The sequence below is a fragment of the Chryseobacterium sp. ZHDP1 genome, assembly GCF_018603435.1.
In the GTDB taxonomy this organism is placed as follows: domain Bacteria; phylum Bacteroidota; class Bacteroidia; order Flavobacteriales; family Weeksellaceae; genus Chryseobacterium; species Chryseobacterium indicum.
Genome location: NZ_CP075682.1, coordinates 2,391,043 through 2,408,820, shown reverse-complemented (window position 1 = coordinate 2,408,820; position 17,778 = coordinate 2,391,043). Strand labels below are relative to the sequence as shown.

16 protein-coding genes are annotated in these 17,778 nt (G+C 36.5%); 8 read left to right on the top strand and 8 right to left on the bottom strand.

From position 1 onward, the window contains the following. Nucleotides 1-20 precede the first annotated feature (20 nt). From KKI44_RS11090 to KKI44_RS11065, 6 genes are all read right to left on the bottom strand, one after another. Complete coding sequence (locus tag KKI44_RS11090; RefSeq protein ID WP_214591031.1) at nucleotides 21-551, bottom strand: hypothetical protein; 531 nt, start codon at nucleotides 549-551, stop codon at nucleotides 21-23. A 33-nt stretch (nucleotides 552-584) separates the two neighbouring features. Next, nucleotides 585-2,339: an aspartate--tRNA ligase gene (gene aspS / locus KKI44_RS11085; protein WP_214591030.1), complete on the bottom strand. Its 1,755-nt coding sequence runs from the start codon at nucleotides 2,337-2,339 to the stop codon at nucleotides 585-587. A 138-nt stretch (nucleotides 2,340-2,477) separates the two neighbouring features. Beyond that, the gene (locus KKI44_RS11080) at nucleotides 2,478-2,909 is read right to left on the bottom strand and encodes an ankyrin repeat domain-containing protein (RefSeq protein ID WP_214591029.1); all 432 of its coding nucleotides are present in this window, start codon (nucleotides 2,907-2,909) and stop codon (nucleotides 2,478-2,480) included. 57 nt (nucleotides 2,910-2,966) lie between these two features. Next, a complete protein-coding gene (locus KKI44_RS11075; protein WP_214591028.1) occupies nucleotides 2,967-5,147 on the bottom strand; it encodes a S41 family peptidase in 2,181 nt (726 codons plus the stop codon). A gap of 132 nt (nucleotides 5,148-5,279) precedes the next feature. After that, nucleotides 5,280-5,486: a helix-turn-helix domain-containing protein gene (locus KKI44_RS11070; RefSeq protein WP_039365153.1), complete on the bottom strand. Its 207-nt coding sequence runs from the start codon at nucleotides 5,484-5,486 to the stop codon at nucleotides 5,280-5,282. 3 nt (nucleotides 5,487-5,489) lie between these two features. Beyond that, nucleotides 5,490-6,032 (bottom strand): DUF2975 domain-containing protein, encoded by a 543-nt coding sequence (locus KKI44_RS11065; protein WP_214591027.1) that lies wholly within the window; start codon nucleotides 6,030-6,032, stop codon nucleotides 5,490-5,492. A 198-nt stretch (nucleotides 6,033-6,230) separates the two neighbouring features. Here KKI44_RS11065 and KKI44_RS11060 point away from each other — a divergent pair, with 198 nt between their 5' ends. Together KKI44_RS11060 and KKI44_RS11055 are read left to right on the top strand one after the other, a co-directional pair. Continuing rightward, on the top strand, nucleotides 6,231-7,625 hold the full coding sequence (locus tag KKI44_RS11060) for an MATE family efflux transporter (RefSeq protein ID WP_214591026.1): 1,395 nt from the start codon (nucleotides 6,231-6,233) through the stop codon (nucleotides 7,623-7,625). 188 nt (nucleotides 7,626-7,813) lie between these two features. Then, a complete protein-coding gene (locus KKI44_RS11055; RefSeq protein ID WP_214591025.1) occupies nucleotides 7,814-7,933 on the top strand; it encodes a 30S ribosomal protein THX in 120 nt (39 codons plus the stop codon). A 56-nt stretch (nucleotides 7,934-7,989) separates the two neighbouring features. On the opposite strand, the gene KKI44_RS11050 is transcribed toward KKI44_RS11055, so the two are convergent. Continuing rightward, nucleotides 7,990-8,643 (bottom strand): DUF937 domain-containing protein, encoded by a 654-nt coding sequence (locus KKI44_RS11050; RefSeq protein ID WP_214591024.1) that lies wholly within the window; start codon nucleotides 8,641-8,643, stop codon nucleotides 7,990-7,992. Between the two features lie 123 nt (nucleotides 8,644-8,766). Continuing rightward, nucleotides 8,767-9,276: a DUF2480 family protein gene (locus KKI44_RS11045; protein ID WP_214591023.1), complete on the bottom strand. Its 510-nt coding sequence runs from the start codon at nucleotides 9,274-9,276 to the stop codon at nucleotides 8,767-8,769. 78 nt (nucleotides 9,277-9,354) lie between these two features. On the opposite strand from KKI44_RS11045, the gene lpxB reads away from it, so the two are divergent. The 6 genes from lpxB to KKI44_RS11015 all read left to right on the top strand — a co-directional run bounded on the left by lpxB (nucleotide 9,355) and on the right by KKI44_RS11015 (nucleotide 17,709). Continuing rightward, the gene (gene lpxB, locus KKI44_RS11040; protein WP_214591022.1) at nucleotides 9,355-10,458 is read left to right on the top strand and encodes a lipid-A-disaccharide synthase; all 1,104 of its coding nucleotides are present in this window, start codon (nucleotides 9,355-9,357) and stop codon (nucleotides 10,456-10,458) included. Nucleotides 10,459-10,606: 148 nt separating this feature from the next. Beyond that, nucleotides 10,607-12,376: a ComEC/Rec2 family competence protein gene (locus tag KKI44_RS11035; protein WP_214591021.1), complete on the top strand. Its 1,770-nt coding sequence runs from the start codon at nucleotides 10,607-10,609 to the stop codon at nucleotides 12,374-12,376. Nucleotides 12,377-12,518: 142 nt separating this feature from the next. After that, nucleotides 12,519-13,184, top strand: a complete 666-nt coding sequence (locus tag KKI44_RS11030; RefSeq protein WP_214591020.1) for a succinate dehydrogenase cytochrome b subunit — start codon at nucleotides 12,519-12,521, stop codon at nucleotides 13,182-13,184. A gap of 15 nt (nucleotides 13,185-13,199) precedes the next feature. After that, nucleotides 13,200-15,212: a fumarate reductase/succinate dehydrogenase flavoprotein subunit gene (locus KKI44_RS11025; protein WP_214591019.1), complete on the top strand. Its 2,013-nt coding sequence runs from the start codon at nucleotides 13,200-13,202 to the stop codon at nucleotides 15,210-15,212. 25 nt (nucleotides 15,213-15,237) lie between these two features. Then, nucleotides 15,238-16,005 (top strand): succinate dehydrogenase/fumarate reductase iron-sulfur subunit, encoded by a 768-nt coding sequence (locus KKI44_RS11020; protein ID WP_076390676.1) that lies wholly within the window; start codon nucleotides 15,238-15,240, stop codon nucleotides 16,003-16,005. Between the two features lie 135 nt (nucleotides 16,006-16,140). Further along, on the top strand, nucleotides 16,141-17,709 hold the full coding sequence (locus KKI44_RS11015) for a TlpA family protein disulfide reductase (RefSeq protein ID WP_214591018.1): 1,569 nt from the start codon (nucleotides 16,141-16,143) through the stop codon (nucleotides 17,707-17,709). The last annotated feature ends 69 nt before the right edge of the window (nucleotides 17,710-17,778 follow it).

Sequence of the window (17,778 nt, the reverse complement as noted above, 5' to 3'; positions counted from 1 at the left end):
ACGAGATGTATATTTAAAAATTATTGAATACTATCAATATTCTTTTTTAGATAATCAAACTTGTCTGTTCTGATGTCTCCAATGGTAGATTCTACGCTGTATTGTTTAGAAACAATAATATATCTGTTCTTTTCATAGCAATGCTTTATAATTTCAACAGAAATCGATTCGTTGTTATCCAGATTAATAATTCCGCTAAAGCTTTCGCACCTGTAACGTCCTTCATCATTTTCGAAATGATCAAAAATACCTTTCATATCCTCCTGACTGAAAAATATGTTTTCAATATCTGCTGAAACAATAGTGTGTTTTCTCAACGTTCTTTTAAAATCATATTCTACAATTTCTTTAGCTACCCCAAAGCAGGTTGAGCTAAATACAAGCAATAATCCTGAAATGTAAGAGAGCTTCATTATTTCTTCATAAACTTTTTCTTTTACGTTCGGAGGGTAATAAAGTATTTTCTTTATAAATATGATTATGAAATAAACTGCACAGGCTATTGCAGAAATATATCCTAAAGTGGCTATTAGAGAAATTAGTGTTTTCATAAAAAAAGCGGAGAAAAAATCCCCGCTTCTAATTTATGCTTTTAAATTTAATTTCAGTTCCAGTTCATCGAGCTGTTCCTCAGCAATCGAAGAAGGCGCATCGATCATTACATCACGTCCTGAGTTATTTTTAGGGAAAGCGATATAGTCTCTGATCACTTCGTTTCCGTCCAGAATTGCTACCAAACGGTCAAACCCGAAAGCTAATCCACCGTGAGGCGGCGCTCCGTATTTGAAGGCATTCATTAAGAAACCAAACTGTGCTTCTGCTTCTTCTTTTGAAAATCCTAAAAGATCGAACATTTTAGACTGAAGATCTTTATCGAAAATTCTGATGGAACCTCCGCCGATTTCATTTCCGTTCAATACCATATCGTAAGCGTTTGCTCTGGCTTTTCCCGGATCTGTTTCCAGCAAATGAATATCTTCCGGTTTTGGAGACGTGAAAGGGTGGTGCATCGCGTGATAACGCCCGCTTTCTTCATCAAATTCCAAAAGAGGGAAATCAACTACCCAAAGTGGTGCGAATTCGTTTCCTTTTCTTAATCCCAAACGGTTTCCAAGCTCCATTCTTAAAGCCGAAAGCTGCGTTCTTACCTTATTTTCGTTTCCGGAAAGAATCAACATTAAGTCTCCTTCTTTAGCTCCGAATTTCTCAATAATTTTTGCTAAATCTTCCTCGCTGTAGAATTTATTTACTGAAGACGTTTTTACCCCGTCATTCTGGAATTTCACCCAAACCATTCCCGAAGCTCCGATTTGTGGTCTTTTTACCCAATCCACAAGTTCGTCGATCTGTTTTCTTGTATAGTCTGCACAACCTTCAACATTGATTCCCACAACCAGTTCTGCTTCATCAAATATTTTGAAATCTTTTCCTTGTACCAGTTCATTCAGTTCCACGAATTCCATTCCGAAACGGATGTCCGGTTTGTCGTTTCCATATTTCTGCATCGCATCAGCGAAAGTCATTCTCGGGAAATCTCCGAATTCCTGACCGGTGATATCTTTCAATAAAGTTTTCGTCATTCCTTCGAAAACATTCATCACATCTTCCTGCTCTACGAAAGCCATTTCGCAGTCGATTTGTGTAAATTCCGGCTGTCTGTCGGCTCTTAAATCCTCGTCACGGAAACATTTTACGATCTGGAAATATTTATCCATTCCGCCGACCATCAATAATTGCTTGAAAGTCTGCGGAGATTGCGGCAAAGCATAAAACTGTCCCGGATTCATTCTGCTCGGAACCACGAAATCTCTCGCACCTTCCGGAGTAGATTTAATTAAAACCGGAGTTTCAACTTCGATAAATCCGTTGTCTGAAAGATAGTTTCTTACTTTCTGCGCCATTTTATGACGGAAAATCAATTTATCTTTTACAGGATTTCTTCTGATATCAAGGTAACGGTATTTCATTCTCAATTCTTCGCCACCGTCTGTTTCGTCCTCAATGGTGAAAGGCGGAAGCTGAGATTCATTAAGAACCGTTAAATTCTCCACTAAAATCTCAATTTCTCCTGTCGGAATATTGGGGTTTTTGCTTACTCTTTCGATAACTTTTCCGGTAACCTGAATCACAAATTCACGTCCCAGTTTTTTTGCATTTTCCATCAGTTCCGCTGTAGAACGGTCCTGGTCGAAAACAAGCTGCGTAATTCCGTAACGATCCCGAAGATCTATCCAAATCATAAATCCTTTATCACGGATAGTCTGTACCCATCCTGAAAGTGTAACTTCTTCATTAAGATTTTTAAGAGATAATTCTCCGTTTGTGTGCGATCGAAACATAATTATTTGTTTAAAGTTCAATGTATAAGGCTCTGATCCGAACCTTGAATTTTCCGTTGGCAAAGATAAGATTTTTGCAGGTTTTAAAAACAAAAAAACTTCCCGAAGGAAGTTTTAAATTATTTATCTCTAAAAAAATTAAAGAACCATTGCCATTGCAGACTGTTTATTTTTAACAGCGTAGTCTTTTGCCGTTTTGCCTTTGCTGTCTTTTGCCTCTTTTTTAGCCCCGAATTTCATCAGCATTTTTGCGGCATCCATATTTCCTGAAGCTGCTGCGCTCATTAGAGGAGTAACATCGCTGCAGGATTTATTTACGTCAGTTTTACTTACCAGATAATTGAAGACATTCTTTTTGTTTTCTTTTACACTCAAAGAAAGTAAATCTGTTTTTGTACCATTTACGGTATAGCATTTTGAAAAATCTTCCTGACTGAAAGCTTTCTGGAAACTTTCCAGATTATCGGTGCGGAAGGTTTTCAACTGGTCTGCTGATAATTCCTGTGCAAATAATCCGTTGGCAAAAACAGAAAGTCCGAATAGCAAAGTTGCTGTAATTATTTTTTTCATAAAACTTGATTTATCTAAAGAATATACAAAGCTAAATAAAATTTTCGATCAGTGTTGCTAATTATTAATCCATTTTGTTGCTTTTTCCAAAACTTCGTCCTTATTGTTTTTTATTCCGTCTATTGTAGGTTTTACTTCCACATCGGGAACAATTCCTATTCTCTGGGTTTCTTTTCCGTCGGGATAATAAATACCGATTCCGCTGATCATGGTCGAAATATTTCCCGGGAGTTTTATATCAGAAACATTTCCATCGGCTCCTGCCGTTGTAGAACCGAAAACTTTCGCATTGGGTGCGGTTCTGAAAGCCATGGTGTGATATTCTGCACTGCTTTGTGTTGTTTCATTAATTAAGATGGCAATTTTACCCTGATAATATTTTTTTCCGGTTCCCTGTGTTTTTAAGCTTGGTGTAAAAGTGAAAAGTCCCGGCTGACTGTTGTTTGTATTCGTGAATTTTACGAAATCCAAGGGTTCTGGTTTTAACAGTTTTCCCATTTTAAAAACCACAAAATCTGAAGGATAGCTTCTGAAATCGATAACCAAACCTTTCGTGTTTTTAATTTTTTCAAAAACTTCAGGAAGAAGATCGGCATTTACACTTCCCATATAAACATAAGCAATGTTGCCATCGAGCATTTTAAAAAACTCTTTTGGCTCTTTTTTTATTTTAATATCTGAATAAGCATAGGTTTTTATAGTTTTTTCTTCCGTTTTTCCGTCTCTTAAAATGGTAAGACTAATGGTTTCTGCATTGCTTCGCAATAATTTTCTTGAAATGTCCCGAAGTTGGGTAGGGTAATTGGAAGCAGGAAGATATTTCAGACTTCTTTTAATGATGGCATCTACATTTTCTCCGTTAATTTCTGTAATAACATCTCCCTTTTTCAGTCCGGTCTGTGTTCCTAACTTTTCATCATAGAAATCTTCAACCACAGGTTTATTTTCTGCAAAAGTTAATTGTACCGGAGAATACCTTTCGCCAAAATATTTTTCAAGCGATTTGCTGTTTCCCCAAATGTTGGCATGAGTGTCGTGAATTCTTCCGATCAGTTCCAGAGAAGCGAGATTGTATTCCGTTTCGTCTTTTGCGTTGATGAATTTTGGTATAAATTCTTTGAGCACGCCTTTCCAGTCTTCTTCGATGAGGTTTTTGTAAGGAAAATAATACTGAATCATGTTCCAGTATCTGTAAAGAGAAAGCAGCCTGAAACCTTCATCGGGATACTTCATCTCTCTGTAAGGATTTTCATGCCTGAAATCAGGATTGTCTACATTCGGAAAGAAATCGACGTAATAATTGACTTTTGGTCTTTTAGCATCTTTCAGTTGTAAAAGCAGCTCTGTAAGTTCTTTCGAGAAGCCGGAATTGGTGATCCAGTCGAGATCCGGTTTGATTTTTACATTCTTCGGCTCAGAATTTTTTGCTGTCTGAAATTTGCCTAAACCTTTGATCCAGTCTGTTAAAATCTGGTCTCTCTCTTCAGCAGCAGCATTTTCAGTTTTTTTATAAATTCTGAAAAGTTCGTAATCCCAGTTGTAATTTCCTTCGGCTACGCCTGGATGATAATATTTCAGATACCCCCAGATTAATCCCAGTTTTTTAAGGTTTTCAATATTATTCTGATTGAGGCTGATGTTGGATATTTTAGAGCCTTTATCAAATTCTTTATCAAGCTCAACTTTCGTTAATTTTTTCTCGAAAATTTTAGCATGATCAATGTCTTTTCCGTCGATGGAAACTTTTAAGTTGTCTACCCAGATTTTTCCTTTTCCGGAAAGCAAAGCTCCTATAACAATTTGCTGCGTGTTTTCGGGAGACATATTAAGCGTAACTTCGTACTTTTTCCAGTCGTTTGTACCTTTCAGACCAATGTTTTGCATATTGTTAAAAGCAACGTCGGGATCTATTCTCATCCATAATCCTGCAAATCCATCCGTTACATTTTCTGTTTTAAGATATCCGGAAAGCGTAATTTTTCTTCCTGCATAATTGTTGGGAAGTGTGTACATGATTGCTCTGAAGCCTTCTGTACCTTCAGATTCTATCACGGCAGATGCTTTTCCCTGTTGTTTTTCATTAAAATCCGAAAATACTTTTGCGGAATTATTTCCCATTAATTTCCATAAGGCGGGAGAATTGTTTTCTGTGGTTTCAAAATCGAGATTCTCAATTTTTTGTTGGGCAAAAGAAGCCATTCCCCATAGAAGAAATGGGATGATGAAATATTTTTTCATAGTGATTAAATTTTTTGTCAAATCTAAAAAGTCAGATCTGATATTATTGTGAGTGAATAATGGTTTTAAGGAAGTTTGTGAGGTTTGGGAATACTTTTAACGGATTTTTTAGTTTTAAAATCTTAAAGAATATTAATCTTTTACATATTCCAGGATGTCTCCGGGTTGGCAATCCAGTGCTTTGCAGATGGCTTCCAGTGTTGAAAGCTTTACCGCTTTGGCTTTACCGGTTTTAAGAATGGAAAGATTAGCCTGCGTAATGCCAATTTTTTCGGCAAGTTCCTGAGACTGCATTTTTCTTTTCGCCAACATGACGTCTACGTTGATGATTATTGGCATAAATTAAATTGTTAAATCATTTTCAGTTTTAATATCAACAGCTTGTTTGTAAACCTGAGAAACAACATATATAATTGCAGATACCAAAAATAGCTGAAAATTTTGATTGTCAATGCTAAAATTAAAAGTAACTTTATTTAGTAAAGCTTCTGTAATTGTATCACTTATAATAGAAAAACATCCTAAAGCTAAAGTGTAATTAGCAATTTTTGAAATTATCTTGTAAATTTCTAATGAAAATGGACTCTTCATCTGAATTTTATTTGCCAGTTTTAAAACATTTGAAAAAAGTATAGTTTGTAATATTCCTAATATCATTGTCATAAAAAGAATCACTATTGAAACTTCTTTTTTTAATGACTGAATATCCTGCACGTTTAATCTTTTACTATCTATTTTTATTTTGCTTAAAACACCAACATCAATACCGACTATTTTTGTAATCAGTAAAATAGCAAGAAGAAATATAATTATATAGGAGATGATTAAATAAAGCCATAAAAGAGTAGTGAGAATGCTCAAAATCGTGGATGAATAATTTTTCATAGTATTTTTTTATTGCAAATGTATAATTATTTATTGTTTTACGATAATTATTTATTGAAATTTTTATTTTTTATTTTTCTGAGTTGGTAATTGCGCTTCGACTGATCTGTTCAGAATCTTTTTCAGAAAACTTTTCATAAGCCAAGTTATAATCATTTTCGAATCTATATTTTTGCGGAATATAAAACCGAATCAACAATGTCAAAATATTTCAATTTTCTGAAGAAAGCTTTAAGCGGTGAAGAAGTAGATTACACCAAAGCAACGATACGAAGTGCGGTTCTTCTTCTCGCCATTCCCATGATGCTGGAAATGGCAATGGAATCTGTATTCGCATTGGTAGATCTGTATTTTGTAGGTCATCTTAAAGAAAGCGGATTTGCAATACAGACAGTGGGATTAACAGAATCTGTACTTTCCGTGATGTATTCTATCGCAATCGGGATGAGTATGGCGGCAACAGCGATGGTAGCAAGAAGAGTGGGAGAAAAAAATCCCGAACAGGCTTCCAGAAGCGCAGCGCAGGTTTTACTCGTCTCTTTTGTCATTACTTTTCTATTGAGTCTGCTTGGAGTGATCTACGCTGAGGAAATTTTAATTCTGATGGGTTCAAAGCCCGAAGCAGCAGCATACGGAAAAGAATTCACGAGAATTATGATGGGAAGCAGTGTCATCATTATGCTTTTATTCTTAATCAACGGAATTTTTCGCGGAGCGGGAAATGCTGCTATTGCAATGAAATCTCTCTGGATTGCTAATATTGCGAATATAATTTTATGCCCGCTTTTAATCAAAGGTTTTGGCCCGGTTCCGGCAATGGGATTAACGGGAGCGGCTTTGGCTACTACCATCGGAAGAAGTATTGGAGTGATCTATCAATTATATCATCTTTTGATTGCAGATACGCAGATCAGAATTCAGTCAAAATATTTTAAACCCGACTTTGAAATCATTAAATCCGTGATAAAAATTGCAACTCCCGGAATTTTTCAGTTTGTAATTGCTTCATGCAGCTGGATTTTTCTGGCTCAGCTGGTCGCAACAACCGGCGGCGAAAATGCTTCCGCAGGTTATCAGACAGCTTTACGTTTAATGATGTTCTTTTTGCTTCCGGCTTGGGGATTAAGCAATGCGGCATCAACGTTAGTCGGACAAAATATGGGAGGCAACGAAATGCTGAGAGCGGAACAGTCTGTTATGAAAACCGTGAAATATAATGTGATCTTTATGGTGACTGTAAGTATTATTTTCTTTTTTCTGGGTGATTTTTTAGTAGGATTTTTTACCAATGAAATTGAAATTAAAACTATTGCCACGAATGCTTTACATATTATGGCTGTAGGATTTATTTTCTACGGAATAGGAATGGTGATGATTAATGCTTTTAACGGAGCAGGAGATACCTGGACTCCGACTTGGGTGAATTTGTGCGGATTCTGGCTGTTCCAGATTCCTTTAGCCTATTTTTTGTCCAAATATTTCGGAATGGGACCAAAAGGGGTCTTTATATCGATTCCCGTAACCGAAACTTTAATTACTATTGTTGCTTTTATTTTGTTTAAAAAAGGAAAATGGAAAACGGTAAAAGTGTAAAAGTATGGATGATGGAAGATGGAGGCTAAAGGTTTTTAGCATAGGTCGATTTGCATTTCAATAAAAAAACTTTCAACACCTGTATCTCAACTTCTCGCTACAGAATTATAAAAATTTTAACAGCTTCAATCTTTGATTTTTACAGGGTATTTTTTAATTTCGTCATCAATCAACTAAAATTTATTTCTATGGGAAAAGGAGACAAAAAATCTAGAAGAGGTAAGATCAACAATGGAAGCTATGGAAAAAGAAGACCGAGAAAAGCTTCGAAAACAGTTGTTGCCTCAGAAGAAAAAGCTAAAAATTAAAATAAAAAGACCGGAGATTATTGTTCTCCGGTCTTTTTTATGATAACAAAATTAAATTATTTTCCGAAAAATCCGCCAAGGATATCTCCCAAACCGCCTCCGCCTTGCTGCTTCTGCTGATTGCCTCCTCCAAGAACGCTTCCCAGAATGTCATTCAAAGGGTTTCCGGACTGAGAATTTCCGCCGCCCAAAACGCTTCCTAAAATATCATTCAATGGATTAGACTGCTGTTGCTGTGCCTGATTGGATGCATTCCCAAGAATTCCCCCCAAAAGATCTCCTAAACCTCCTGCTCCTACATTATTCTGCTGCTTTTCTCTGCCGATATAGCCCATAATTACCGGAGCCAGCATGGCTAAAACAGGACCCACTTTGTCAATGGAAATTCCTGTATTCTGTGAAAGCTGATTTTCTACATTCGATTTATCTCCACCAAAAATATGGCTTAATATAGAACCCCCTTCAGCCTGTCTCGCATCTGCCTGAGAAACATCATCCAGAATGCTTCCGTCATGATCTTTATCCAAAGCATTGTTCAAAGCTTCAGCTTCTTTTGCGTCCTGAGATTTGTTTCTAAGGTAAGAAATAATTAATGGTGCAGCGACTGCCAGTAAAGCAATAACCTGCGTTTTGCTGATCCCGAATTTGTTTTCAGCCTGTTCGGCAACCTGGTTGCCGGTGTTCCCTGTAAGTAGGTCGATTAAACTCATAGTTTGTGTTTATTTTATTATTAAGTAAACCAAAGTTATCAAAAAATATTCCCCAAAGATTTTTTTTAATTAAAATTTGAGATTAATTTTTATAATTTGTTTTAAGTTGTTGATTATTAGAGTTTAATTTTTTAAAATCGGAACATTGGAACACGCTTCCCCAAACATCAGCGACTTCACAATCGGCTGTAACTGTTCAACCAGTTCGATGTACGCGTTTTCAGGAATTTCCTTATCTGAACATCCTTTTACCAGCACTCTCTTTCCTCGCATTTCATCAAAATCATGGCTTTGAATAGCGTTGTGCATCAGAATAACTTCCAAATCTTCACGGTTTCCGAAAACTATTTTTTTGGTTACCCCTGTAAGCTTTGCCGTGATTAAAAAATACGCCCAAAGCGGAACGATCGCATCCGCAGAATTGTAAACGTACACATACGCATCACGATATTCTTCAACATCAATGGCTGCCACTTTTTCGCGGAAGTCTTTTTCCTTTAAGATCATTTCCATGAAAAGAAAATCTTTAAGATCAATTCCTTTTCTGGCTCCCTTCGGAACAAGATCCGTAAGATCAAAATTGATTAAACCGCTTTCCGCAACTTTATTCCGTATTTCAAATTCTTCTGACATTTTTTATCATTATCTTTGAACAAATTTACAAATTAAGATCGTACAACGTCTTATTTGTTCTCTATTCTGATTATAGAAATGAAATATTACATCATCGCAGGAGAGGCTTCCGGAGATTTGCACGGAAGCAATTTAATGAAAGCTTTGAAGCAGAAAGATTCCACTGCCGAATTCAGATTCTGGGGTGGCGATTTAATGGCGCAACAGGGCGGAACTTTGGTGAAACATTACCGCGATCTTGCTTTCATGGGATTTCTGGAAGTAGCCATGAATCTGCGGACCATTCTGAATAATATTAAATTCTGCAAAGAAGATATTAAAAAAAACAGACCGGATGTTTTAATTTTAGTGGATTATCCAGGATTCAATTTGAGGATTGCAAAATTTGCCAAAGAATTAGGCATTAAAGTCGTTTACTATATTTCTCCACAGCTTTGGGCATGGAAAGAGGGCAGAGTAGAGATCATTAAAAAATATGTGGATGAAATGATGGTCATCCTTCCGTTTGAAGAAGATTTCTACAAAAAACATGGGGTGCATTCGCATTTTGTAGGTCATCCGTTGCTTGATGCGATTTCAACGCTGCAAAATATTGATGTTGAAGTATTTAAAAAAGAAAATAATTTAAACGAAAAAGAAATTATTGCGCTTTTGCCGGGTTCCAGAAAACAGGAAGTGGAAAAAATGCTGGAAATGATGCTTTCCGTAAGACCTTACTTTAAAGAATATCAGTTTGTTATCGCAGGAGCGCCGAGTTTGCCGAAAGAATTTTATCAGAATTATGTAGACGAGAATGTACATTTTGTTTCCAATAAAACGTATGATTTGCTGAGGTGTTCGAAAGCAGCTTTGGTAACATCGGGAACTGCCACGTTAGAAACTGCTTTACTGAATGTTCCGGAAGTGGTTTGCTACCGGGGAAGCAAAATTTCTTATGCGATTGCGAAAAGACTCGTTAAAAACATCAAATATATTTCTCTGGTGAATTTAATTATGGATCGTGAAGTCGTTAAAGAACTGATTCAGAATGATCTTAACACAAATAATCTGGTGGAAGAACTGAAAAAGATTTTAGAAACCGAGAAAAGAACACCGCTTTTAAGAGATTACGATTTGTTGAGAGAAAAATTAGGCGGAAAAGGAGCCAGTGAAAATGCGGCGGATGTCATTTTAAAGGTTTAAAAAATCAAATAAACTATAAAAAATTGTAGAAAATTTTTCTGCGATTTTTCTTTTATATCATGAATTTAAGTCAAAATTTAAGATTTTAAAATTTTGATTTGCCGATTGTTATTCAATTAAATATTTTTGATAAGCACAAATTTTGAAATTGAATAAACAGCCCCTTTTTATTCTTGCCCTTTCTTTTATTTTTGGAGTTTTTTTTCAGGACTTCTTTTTCCTGGATGAAATTACAGTTTATTTCTTTATCATTATTTGTGCTTTAATTTTAGCCTTTACTTTTCTTAAAAATTACTACCTTCATAAAGCGAAACCATATTTACTCGGCTTTATGTTTTTCGGAGTTGGAATTATTCTGCATTTTTTCAATGCTTTTGCATCCGGAAATAGTTCGGTTTCTAAAAATGAAACCATTGTTTTTAAAATAGCTAAAAAACTGAATTCCAGTAATAAAAATCGAAAGTATGAAGGCGTAATACAAGCAGGAAATCAAACTTTCAATGCAGTTATTTACATCCCGAAAAGCGAAAAGGAACTTGATTTCTTACATTATTATCAGGCGCAGGCTTACATTTCAAAGCCGAAGCCGCCACAATATGATTTTCAGTTTGATTATTCGAAATATCTTTTAAGGAAAAATATTGAATACCAGTGTTATATCAATGATGAAATTGCGAAAGCGGAAAGGAAAGACCTCAGCTTCACGGAGAAATTTTCCCAGAAAAGACTGGAAGTTTTGCAAAGAATTGATGAAACAAGAATATCTTCAAAGTCTAAAGAATTTTTAAAAGGAATTATTCTTGCCGACCGAACGGAAATGGATGGGCAGACGGTTCAGGATTTTAACCGTTCCGGACTGGTGCATTTTCTTGCGATTTCGGGAACTCATATTGTTGTCATCTTCGGATTGTTCTATTTTTTGCTGATTAAGATTTTACCTTTAAGTTTTAGAAAACATGCGGTTGTTTTCAGTTTAATTTTTATCTGGTTGTTTATAATTTTTATCGGGTTTGGAAGCTCCGTCTTGCGTTCAGGTTTAATGCTGAGCATTTATTTTATTTATGTTTTACTTCAGAGAAAACCCGATCTGCTGCATTCACTTTCCCTGTCTGCTTTTATTATTTTAATATTTGATACTCAGCAGCTTTTTGATGTCGGTTTTCAGTTGAGCTTTTGTGCGGTTCTGGGAATTTACTGGCTGAATCAGCCGATTTTAAATTATTTTCCGATACAGGATAACTGGTTGAAAAAGTTAATTTTTAATACCGTTTCCATTTCTGTTTCTGCCCAGTTGGCAACGCTTCCTTTGGTTCTGTATTATTTTCATCAGTTTTCGTTTATTTCAATTGCTGCGAACTTTTTTATTGTTCCGTTTTCTGAAGCAATTATTGTTTTTTCTTTTTTAATGACCGCTTTAATTGCTTTTAATCTTGATTTTAATCTGATGAATGTTGCGTATGATTTCATCATTCAGCTATTATTAAAAGTTATTCATTGGTTTGCCAATTTTAATGATTTGTTCCTTGAAAATATTCCCATGAATCTGATCGAGGTTATTGCATTATTTCTGATCGTTTATTTTCTGAGATTTTTTATTCTGAAACCGAAATTGAAAAATCTTACAATCGTAATGACAGCAGTTTTTGCTTTTTATATTTTAAGAATTGGTTTTAATTCTTATGAAAACCAGCGTGAGGAAGTTCTGTTTCATGATTTTTCCAAAACTAGAATGATGTCTGTAAAAAAGGGAAGCAACGCCTGTTTCTGGATTGAAGAAGTTTCCGACAAAAGAAAAATTATTCAGTTTGTTATTAATCCTTACTGCTCTGCAAGACGCATCCGTAATTACCAGATTAAAACCTTCCCTAAAGAAGTAACAAAAGTAGTTTATAGTGGCAAAATTTATAACTTTAATTAATCATTACATTTTCTGTTTTTCCTTTATTTATAATATTTTAACTCTTATTTAGAAAGATTACAAACTGGGTTTTTGTGAGATTTCTCACTTTTTGATGTTGTTAACATTTCTTAATTTTGTGGAAAATCAAATTTAAACTTATATGGCAGGTTTAACGAGTTCTACGATAGGTAGAAAATATGCTATGGCATTATCAGCTCTGTTTTTGCTGATTTTTCTTATACTGCATTTGACGACCAATTTGTTATCAGTCCTTAATAACCATGATGTATTTAATAAAGCATCGGAATTTATGGGCTATAATCCTTTTGTGCAGTTCTTAATGCAGCCTATTCTTGGTTTTGCAGTCTTTTTCCATTTCATTATGGGATTTGTTCTTGAAATTAAGAATAACAAAGCACGTCCTGTGAAGTATGAAGCAAATAACGCTTCTGCAAATTCTTCATGGATGTCCAGAAATATGATTATTTCCGGATCTGTAGTGTTGGCTTTTTTAGCGCTTCACTTTTATGATTTCTGGTTACACGAAATCAACTACAAGTATGTTGAGCAAATTGCTCCTGATGCTGAACGTTTCTGGCCGGAACTTCACGAGAAGTTTGCAGATATCTGGAGAGTGGCTTTGTATGTAATCTCTTTCGTTTTATTAGGATTACACCTTGCTCACGGATTCCAGTCTTCATTCCAGTCAATCGGGGCGAGACATCCAAAATATACGCCGGTAATTAAGGCTTTCGGAAAATGGTATTCTATCCTGATTCCGGCAGGTTTTATCTTTATCGCAATTTTTCACTTTGTAACTCAATAATATCAATATACTAATATGAGTAAATTAGATTCAAAAATTCCAGCGGGTCCTCTTAAGGATAAATGGAAAAATCATAAAGACCATATGAACCTTGTTGCACCAAACAACAGAGACAAGATTGATATTATTGTTGTAGGTACAGGTTTGGCAGGTGGTTCTGCTGCGGCTACTTTAGCTGAGCAGGGATATAACGTAAAAGCATTCTGCTATCAGGATTCTCCGAGAAGAGCGCACTCTATCGCAGCTCAGGGAGGTATCAACGCAGCTAAAAACTATCAGGGAGACGGTGACTCTACGTACAGATTGTTCTATGATACCATTAAAGGGGGAGACTACAGGGCAAGAGAGGCAAACGTTTACAGATTGGCTGAAGTTTCTGCAAATATTATCGACCAGTGCGTTGCTCAGGGAGTTCCTTTCGGACGTGAGTACGGAGGTCAGTTAGATAACCGTTCATTTGGCGGGGTTCAGGTAAAAAGAACCTTCTACGCAAAAGGACAGACAGGTCAACAGTTATTATTAGGTGCCTATTCTGCAATGAGCCGTCAGATCGGTAAAGGCAGAATTAAAATGTACAACCGTCATGAAATGATGGATCTTGTGATCGTAGACGGAAAAGCAAGAGGAATCATCGCAAGAAATCTTGTGACAGGTGAAATCGAAAGACATTCTGCACACGCAGTGGTTATTGCTTCGGGAGGGTACGGAAACGTATATTTCCTTTCTACAAACGCAATGGGTTCCAACGTTTCTGCAGCATGGAAGATTCACAAAAAAGGAGCGTATTTCGCAAACCCTTGCTACGTACAGATTCACCCGACGTGTATTCCGGTTCACGGAACACAGCAGTCTAAGCTTACTTTGATGTCTGAATCTTTAAGAAACTCCGGAAGAATCTGGGTTCCTAAAAAGATTGAAGATGCAGAAGCAATCAGAGCAGGAAAATTAAGACCTGAAAACATCAAAGAAGAAGACAGAGATTATTATCTGGAAAGAAGATATCCTGCATTCGGTAACCTGGTTCCTAGAGACGTTGCTTCAAGAGCAGCTAAGGAAAGATGTGATGCCGGATATGGAATCGAAAATAACGATACTCAGGAAGGTGTTTACCTTGATTTCTCTACAGAGATCATGAAAAAAGGTAGAGAAGCCGCTATTGAGAAACACATCAGCAATCCTACAGATCAGCAGATTTATGATTTGGGTAAAAAGTGGGTTGAGGAGAAATACGGTAACCTTTTCGTAATGTACGAAAAAATTACAGCAGATGATCCTTACAAAACTCCGATGAAGATTTATCCTGCGGTTCACTATACCATGGGTGGAGTTTGGGTAGATTACAACTTACAGTCTACTATTCCGGGATGTTTCGTTATCGGGGAAGCGAACTTCTCAGATCACGGAGCCAACAGATTGGGAGCTTCCGCTTTGATGCAGGGACTTGCAGACGGATACTTCGTACTTCCTTACACTATTGCAGATTATCTTTCTGCAGATATCAGAACAGGAGCTATTCCTACAGATTCTTCTGCTTTTGCGGAGGCTGAAAAAGGAATTAAAGAGAAAATTGATTTCTTCTTAAATAATAAAGGAACGCATTCAGTAGATTATTTCCACAAGCAGTTAGGAAACATTATGTGGAATAAAGTAGGGATGGGAAGAACTCCTGAAGGATTAAGAGAAGCCATCAGAGAAATTGAAGAAGTAAGAAACAATTTCTGGAAAGACGTAAAAGTTCCGGGAGATAACGACGGAATGAATACTGAGCTTGAAAAAGCGTTCAGAGTTGCCGATTTCTTAGAACTTGGACAGTTAATGGCTATCGATGCATTGCACAGAAACGAATCTTGTGGAGGACATTTCCGTGAAGACCACTCAACTCCGGACGGAGAGGCTGAAAGAGATGACGAAAATTACAAATATGTAGGAGCTTGGGAATATCAGGGAAGCGATATCAACGCGGAAGTGTTGCATAAAGAAGAACTGATCTACGACAACATCGAAGTTAAAACAAGAAGTTACAAATAATCTCCAATCTTTTAAATATACAATTATGAGTGCAAAAAAAGGCTTACATCTTACGCTGAAAATTTGGAGACAAAAAAATAATAAATCTAAAGGTCAGTTTGAGACTTATAAAATATCGGATGTTTCTACAGATTCTTCATTTCTGGAGATGTTGGACATCCTTAACGAGAGTTTAATTAACGAAGGAAAAGAGCCGGTAGCTTTCGATCACGACTGTCGTGAAGGAATCTGCGGAATGTGTTCTCTTTACATCAACGGTAGAGCACACGGTCCGGATACAGGAATTACAACCTGTCAGCTTCACATGAGAATGTTCAAAGACGGTGAAACCATCGTTATTGAACCATGGAGAAGTGCTGCTTTCCCGGTTATTAAAGACTTAATGGTAGACAGAAGCGCATTCGACAGAGTAATGGCTGCAGGTGGTTTCATTTCAGTGAACACTTCAGGAAATACTTTGGACGCCAATGCAATTCCGGTTCCTAAAGAAGATGCAGACAAAGCAATGGACGCTGCTGCCTGTATCGGATGCGGAGCTTGTGTGGCTACCTGTAAAAACGGATCTGCAATGCTATTCGTTGGGGCTAAAGTTTCTCAGTACGCACTTTTACCGCAGGGTAGAGTAGAAGCGAAGAGAAGAGTGCTTAACATGGTAAAAGCCATGGACGAAGAAGGATTCGGAAACTGTTCAAACACAGGAGCTTGTGAAGTGGAATGTCCGAAAGGGATTTCTCTTGAAAACATTGCAAGAATGAACAGAGAATTCATCACAGCTTTTGCTGACAGAGGATAAAATCTATCGGGATAACATAAAAAATCGTCTCCTCACCGGATGGCGATTTTTTTTAGTTAAATCTTTCATAAAAGTAACATTTAATTGCTTTTAGTTTATTGAAAAAACTATTTTTGCGTAATTATAAAATTCAAAATGAAAAAATATCTTTTATTGTTTATCATCGCGGTTTTTGCGATGTCTTGCTCTAAAAAAGTAGAAGTAAAAGGAAAAATCACGGGAGGTTCTCCGTTGGAGAGAATCGAATTAATAGAAGCTTCGGGAGTAGCTACTTTACCATTAATGAATATCGGGGTAAATAAAGACGGAACTTTCACAGGAAATTTCGACGCTCCAAAAAGCGGAATGTATCTTCTTTCTTACGGAGGAAAAAGAAATTTAATCTACCTTAAAGGAGGTCAGAAACTTGAAATTTCAGGAAATGCAATGACTTTCCCGACTGAATATGTGATTACGGGAGATGCAAAGAATAACAACGATTTCTTTATGGCTACCCAGAAATATCTTGCAACATACGCTCAGACGGTTAATATGAATGAGCTGATGTCTAAAGACGAAAAAACCTTCCTTAAAGGAATGGAAAAAGTTCAGGCAGATATTAACAAAAATATTGATGAAAACGTTAAGAAGTTCAGTCCGGATAACGAAGTTGTTACCTGGAAGAAAAATGATCTTTCAACGACTTTGCTTACCATCCTGAACCAGTATGAAATGGGTCACAAGCAAATGGGGAATCCTTCATTTAAAGTGACTAAAGCCTTCACGGACTTTGCCGGAAAACTGGAAGAGAACAAAGATGTACTGGTAAAAGAACATCCTTTGTACAGAGAATATCTTTTAACCAAAATGAGTCCAGATTTCCAGAAATATGCTCAGGCAAAAACTGCCGGAAAAACAGATGTTACTACTTCAGAACTATTCACAGAATATCTAAAGAAAAATCAGAAAGATCTTTCACAGACCGCTAAAGATTATTTACTGGCATTTGTAATGGCGCAGTCGGATATTCATCCGGGTTCACCTGAGAAAACGGTTGAGAAGATCAAAAAAATTATCGATGAAGATATTAAAGATGCTACCATTAAAGAAGATCTAAAGAAAATTCAGTTTGCCATCAATGGATTCAAAATTGGAGAGCAGGCTCCTGAAGCTTCTCTGGTAAAAGCAGACGGAAAATCTTACAATCTTTCTGAAAATAAAGGAAAACCATACTTATTGGCGTTCTACGCTTCATGGAATCCATACATCGGAGAAGCTACAACTCCTGTATTGAAAGAAGTAGTGAATTTTTACAAATCTAAAATGAACTTTGTTTTTGTAAATGTTGACGATACAAAAGATCAGTTTGTAAAAACAAGCAGCTCTTTATTAAAAGGAATTACAGGAACAAATGTATATGGCGAAAACGGGTTAAATTCTGATATTGCTAAAAAATACGGAGTTTATGCATTTAAGTTACCTTGCTTTATCGTAGTAGATAAAGACGGTAAAATTGCAAGCAAGCCGTTCTTTAACTTAGGAGATCCTGAATTGGTGACCGTTTTAGACAAGCAAACAGGTCTTTCTGCTCCAAAGGTAAATCCTAACGTTCAGTTACAACCGGGATTAGGAATGGATCCTGCAGTGGTTGCTGCTCAGCAGCAGGCAGCAGCGCAACAGGCTCCTCAGCAACAGGCAAATCCTCAGCCGGCTCAGACAAAATAATTTAAATTGAGTACAGATATAAACCTTATCTTCGGATAAGGTTTTTTTTATTGTATTTTTGCAGACTGA

What these genes read in the sequence shown, in the direction of transcription:
- KKI44_RS11060 (WP_214591026.1), top strand. Translation starts at nt 6,231, where the DNA reads ATGTCAAAATATTTCAATTTTCTGAAGAAAGCTTTAAGCGGTGAAGAA.
- KKI44_RS11065 (WP_214591027.1), bottom strand. Translation starts at nt 6,032, where the DNA reads ATGAAAAATTATTCATCCACGATTTTGAGCATTCTCACTACTCTTTTA.
- KKI44_RS11025 (WP_214591019.1), top strand. Translation starts at nt 13,200, where the DNA reads ATGAGTAAATTAGATTCAAAAATTCCAGCGGGTCCTCTTAAGGATAAA.
- KKI44_RS11020 (WP_076390676.1), top strand. Translation starts at nt 15,238, where the DNA reads ATGAGTGCAAAAAAAGGCTTACATCTTACGCTGAAAATTTGGAGACAA.
- KKI44_RS11080 (WP_214591029.1), bottom strand. Translation starts at nt 2,909, where the DNA reads ATGAAAAAAATAATTACAGCAACTTTGCTATTCGGACTTTCTGTTTTT.
- KKI44_RS11075 (WP_214591028.1), bottom strand. Translation starts at nt 5,147, where the DNA reads ATGAAAAAATATTTCATCATCCCATTTCTTCTATGGGGAATGGCTTCT.
- KKI44_RS11050 (WP_214591024.1), bottom strand. Translation starts at nt 8,643, where the DNA reads ATGAGTTTAATCGACCTACTTACAGGGAACACCGGCAACCAGGTTGCC.
- KKI44_RS11070 (WP_039365153.1), bottom strand. Translation starts at nt 5,486, where the DNA reads ATGCCAATAATCATCAACGTAGACGTCATGTTGGCGAAAAGAAAAATG.
- KKI44_RS11090 (WP_214591031.1), bottom strand. Translation starts at nt 551, where the DNA reads ATGAAAACACTAATTTCTCTAATAGCCACTTTAGGATATATTTCTGCA.
- KKI44_RS11030 (WP_214591020.1), top strand. Translation starts at nt 12,519, where the DNA reads ATGGCAGGTTTAACGAGTTCTACGATAGGTAGAAAATATGCTATGGCA.
- KKI44_RS11055 (WP_214591025.1), top strand. Translation starts at nt 7,814, where the DNA reads ATGGGAAAAGGAGACAAAAAATCTAGAAGAGGTAAGATCAACAATGGA.
- KKI44_RS11015 (WP_214591018.1), top strand. Translation starts at nt 16,141, where the DNA reads ATGAAAAAATATCTTTTATTGTTTATCATCGCGGTTTTTGCGATGTCT.
- KKI44_RS11045 (WP_214591023.1), bottom strand. Translation starts at nt 9,276, where the DNA reads ATGTCAGAAGAATTTGAAATACGGAATAAAGTTGCGGAAAGCGGTTTA.
- aspS (WP_214591030.1), bottom strand. Translation starts at nt 2,339, where the DNA reads ATGTTTCGATCGCACACAAACGGAGAATTATCTCTTAAAAATCTTAAT.
- lpxB (WP_214591022.1), top strand. Translation starts at nt 9,355, where the DNA reads ATGAAATATTACATCATCGCAGGAGAGGCTTCCGGAGATTTGCACGGA.